This window comes from Microcystis sp. LE19-10.1B (assembly GCF_027530565.1).
Lineage (GTDB): Bacteria > Cyanobacteriota > Cyanobacteriia > Cyanobacteriales > Microcystaceae > Microcystis > Microcystis aeruginosa.
In genome coordinates, this window is the sequence record NZ_JAPZQM010000496.1 from 1 (window position 1) to 4,062 (window position 4,062).

6 protein-coding genes are annotated in these 4,062 nt (G+C 41.8%); 2 read left to right on the forward strand and 4 right to left on the reverse strand.

The features are described 5' to 3' along the window. Positions 1 to 159: 159 nt before the first annotated feature. Complete coding sequence (locus O9332_RS17835) at positions 160 to 480, reverse strand: cupin domain-containing protein (RefSeq protein WP_004266823.1); 321 nt, start codon at positions 478 to 480, stop codon at positions 160 to 162. Further along, a complete protein-coding gene (locus tag O9332_RS17840; RefSeq protein ID WP_288026668.1) occupies positions 480 to 1,052 on the reverse strand; it encodes a shikimate kinase in 573 nt (190 codons plus the stop codon). The genes O9332_RS17835 and O9332_RS17840 overlap by 1 nt, the downstream gene beginning before the upstream one ends. 217 nt (positions 1,053 to 1,269) lie before the next feature. Between O9332_RS17840 and O9332_RS17845 the strand changes: the two genes are divergently transcribed. Then, entirely contained in the window at positions 1,270 to 2,343 is a 1,074-nt protein-coding gene (locus O9332_RS17845) for a Gfo/Idh/MocA family protein (RefSeq protein ID WP_004266826.1), read from the forward strand. 51 nt (positions 2,344 to 2,394) lie between these two features. Here O9332_RS17845 and O9332_RS17850 read toward each other — a convergent pair whose 3' ends face one another. Continuing rightward, positions 2,395 to 2,730 carry an excalibur calcium-binding domain-containing protein gene (locus O9332_RS17850; RefSeq protein ID WP_002742928.1) on the reverse strand — a complete coding sequence of 112 codons (336 nt, stop codon included), beginning with the start codon at positions 2,728 to 2,730 and terminating at the stop codon, positions 2,395 to 2,397. A gap of 153 nt (positions 2,731 to 2,883) precedes the next feature. Here O9332_RS17850 and O9332_RS17855 point away from each other — a divergent pair, with 153 nt between their 5' ends. Next, entirely contained in the window at positions 2,884 to 3,120 is a 237-nt protein-coding gene (locus tag O9332_RS17855) for an AbrB/MazE/SpoVT family DNA-binding domain-containing protein (RefSeq protein ID WP_223213093.1), read from the forward strand. 167 nt (positions 3,121 to 3,287) lie between these two features. On the opposite strand, the gene O9332_RS17860 is transcribed toward O9332_RS17855, so the two are convergent. Then, a complete protein-coding gene (locus O9332_RS17860) occupies positions 3,288 to 3,500 on the reverse strand; it encodes a hypothetical protein (protein ID WP_002766476.1) in 213 nt (70 codons plus the stop codon). Positions 3,501 to 4,062: the final 562 nt, after the last annotated feature.

Here is a 4,062-nt window from a genome sequence, read left to right on the forward strand (position 1 = left end):
TGAGGTAGTCAGTTACCTAATTTTCAGGGAAAAAGTACCTGAATTTTACCCCCGATCACTCCAATGGCTGGCACTTTTTGAGGGGAAAAAAGTCCAAAAGTCTTATCCAACAAGGTTTTTAGATTTATTCAGCAGACCCTAGTTAGAAACTATATTTTACTAGCGATAATGGATAGCTAACCAAATACAAGGGGGATTATTGCTAGTAAATTCGACGCGATGTTTTTGGTGAGGAGGAATCAGCAGATAATCCCCCGCTTGCAGATTAACTTGGCTGCCATCCTCATAACTAATCTCAGCAAATCCCTGTAATAAAATCACCCATTCAAACTCAGATTGATCGTACCATTGACCCCGGGGAGTGGTTTGACCAGTGGAAATAATTCTTTCCAGACGAATAGCCTGACTTTGGGCCAAAATTTCCAGAATTTCTCGGTCAGGAATTAGTTCAGGTAAATCAAAAATTGAAGCTGCTATCATTAGTTATTATCCCTTTCTGGATGAAAATCTTTAATTACCGTCGGTATTGCTGTTAAAATTTTCTCAACGATATGAGCAGGTGTATCTAGGTCAGAAACAACAATCCGAAGATCTGCTTCTGCATAAAGTCCTCGTCTTTGTTCTAATAATAATTCCAGTTTACTTTCTAAATCAGTGGACTGAAGCAAGGGACGAGAGGTATCTTTTTTTAAACGTTTAACCAAGACTTCGAGAGGAACATCTAACCAAATCATTAAACCGTGACGAAGATAACTCCAATTCATCGGTTTTAAAACCATCCCTCCCCCGGTGGCAATCACAGTTTTAGTCAGAGAGGATAATTCGGCTAAAACTTGGGTTTCTAACTCCCGAAAAGTCGCTTCTCCCTCGTCGGCAAAAATTTCCCTGATTTTCTTTCCCGCGACCCTTTCTATTAATATATCTGTATCAAAAAAACGATATTGTAACCGTCGGGAAAGCAACTCTCCCAGGGTGGATTTGCCGGCCCCCATCATTCCTAGCAAAAAAACACTTAATCCCCGTAAGGAGTTAAAATCCGTTGAATTGTCCATATGTAGTCCTCGCTACTCAGGGATGATTTTTTGATAAGCATTTAGGAGTAAAAACCCGCAGATGGAATCAGAAAATCTTCTCAGAACTCCCATTGACACCGACATCGTGTCAGAATGCTGGATAACCATGATACCATCTTGGTAGTTAATGGACGAAATCAGCTTGATTAATCTAATCAAGTGGTGTGAGGAGTGTGAACACAGGAGTCTAAAATTCATGTCCAATCAACCAGCAAACTTTCCGGGTAACAGAAATCAACTCAAACCGATTAAAGTCGGGGTTATCGGGGTCGGTAACATGGGACAACACCATAGTCGCATCCTGAGTTTATTAAAAGACGTGGAATTCGTCGGGGTGGCCGATGTCAACGTCGAAAAGGGACTGGAAACTGCCAGTAAATACCGAGTCCGTTTTTTTGAAAATTATTTAGATCTCTTACCTAGGGTAGATGCGGTTTGTATCGCTGTCCCCACGCGGTTACACCATCGAGTCGGGATGGACTGTCTGCAAGGGGGAGTACATACCTTGATCGAGAAACCGATCGCCGCTAGTATTAGTGAAGCGGAATCTTTAGTCAATGCGGCAGCCGATCATGATTGTATTCTGCAAGTGGGTCATATCGAGCGTTTTAATCCCGCTTTCCAAGAGTTATCGAAGGTCTTGAAAACCGAGGAGATTTTAGCGATTGAATCCCATCGCATGAGTCCCTATTCCCAACGCGCTAATGATGTGTCGGTGGTGTTAGATTTAATGATCCACGATATAGATTTAATTTTAGAATTAGTCTCCGCTCCCGTGGTGAAATTAACCGCTAGTGGTAGTCGCGCTGCCACTGATTCCGGTTATCTCGATTATGTCACTGCAACCCTTGGTTTTAGTAATGGAGTAGTGGCTAATTTAACCGCTAGTAAGGTGACTCATCGCAAGATTCGCCGTTTAGCAGCCCACTGTAAAAATTCTCTCACGGAAGCGGATTTTCTCAATAATGAAATCCTCATTCACCGGCAAACCATCGCTAACTATAGCACCGATTACGGTCAAGTTCTCTACCGTCAAGATGGTTTAATTGAAAAAGTTTATACCAGCAATATTGAACCTCTACACGCGGAATTAGAACATTTTGTTCATTGTGTGCGCGGTGGGGACCAACCTTCTGTCGGTGGGGAACAAGCTTTAAAAGCTTTACGATTAGCTAGTTTAATCGAACAAATTGCCCTTGATGGTCGCGTTTGGCAACAATCGGACTGGAATTATCAATATCTTAATTCTCCCGTGATTACTGCTTCTTAATTGTTTTCACCCCGATTCTTTAAGTGAGAGAATTGGGGTGAGGAAACAAAATTAGTTATCTGGAAAACTTTCCCAACATTTTTCTGAGGATTTTTTTCCACACCATTGACTTTCACAGGGAACTCCATCACCGTCTCCATCCATTTTGACATTGGGGCAATTTCTCAAGAAAAAAGTCGCTTCTGCACAGGAGGTCATCTGGGAACAGTGAGTTCTACCATCGCACCGAAACTGTGGAGAAGGACTAGGTTTTTTCTGGGGAGTGGGACGATTATTGTTGTTAGCTACGGCTAAATTATTGAGGGTTTGATTGCCAGAAATTGGTGATTTTATTGATATTTGTTCGCTCAGAAAACCCAGAATTAAAATAACAAGTACTTTTTTCATAAAATGCTTGACTGATTCTCTGCTCTTATCATAGTACCAAATAGGATACAGGATAATAAATCAGAGTTATTCCCAGGTAAACGTTTGGGGGGGGTCAAGCAGCCAGTGGCACTGACTCTTCCGATTATTTGTTAGTATATGCAGAAAAACACCATGAAAATTAGCCCTAACGGACAAATCACTATTCCCCCTGATATTCAAGAAAAGCTTGGGTTGTTACCCGGTACAGAAATCCAGCTGGAAGTGATTGGGGATATCTTGCAAATTCGCAAGCCTAGAACCCTAAGCCGGGGAAAGCAACTGATTGCCGCTATCCGTGGCAAAGCAACTAGCCGTCTAACAACCAACGACATCATGCAAGCGACCCGTGATACTAAATCTGGTTATTAAAGACTGATTATTTATTACCCCTTTTGCCTCTTGCCTCTTGCATGAGTGCCTGTCTTCATAAGTAGCCTATACTCAACAGATTTAGTATAACAGGTTCTCTAATGACTCTAATAACTAAATCAGGCTTGAGTCTTCTTAGTTGAGTCCCATAGAGAGGATCAACATTTTCATCTAAGAGATATTTCAGACTCATTTACTTGTTTGACTGCTTTTCTTTGTTGCCTTAACTTTCTCAATTTTTCCGCCACAGGAGGAGGATTTTGTTTTTGTATTTCTCTCATTCTTTCTCCATGTTCAATCCATTCGGTTAAATAATTGGTTATTTTTTCTTGCTCATGCAAATAGTACAAAATTGTTGCATAAACTTGTTCTAAGCTCAAAGATGAGTAAGTTTTGGCAATTTCTTCAGGTGTTTTAAGTAGGGAGGCACAATTATTTGTAGGATGGGTTAGCGGTAGCGTAACCCATGCGGGCGTTGGGTTTCATGCTTCAACCCAACCTACGTTCTTATCATAGTACCAGATAGGAGACAGGGTGCATCCCACATTTGCAGAAATACCGACAATCAGCAATTATCAGTGACTCTTAAATTAGTACAAAAATATGAACAATCGCGTGTAAGCATCCCACTGAAAAGCTAATGCGCTCCGGGGTTTGGGGGCGGCACCACGCCCCCAACGGGGTAGGGTTGATTCATGAATCAACCCTACCTTGAATCAACCCTACGCTCCCAACGGTAGGGTTGGGGGGTAGAACCCCCCAAAAGCTTGGAGGCTCTTCGGTTTGTGTTATGCAATGGACGGGGATTATAAGGGATGGAACCCTTATATAGAAAGGCATTTAGCGATTTTTGTCAATTGTTTTTTATCTAGAGCGAACTAATCAATTAAGTCTCTTGCCAGATAAGGATTTAGTCGATTTATGCCCCCCTATCGAACCATA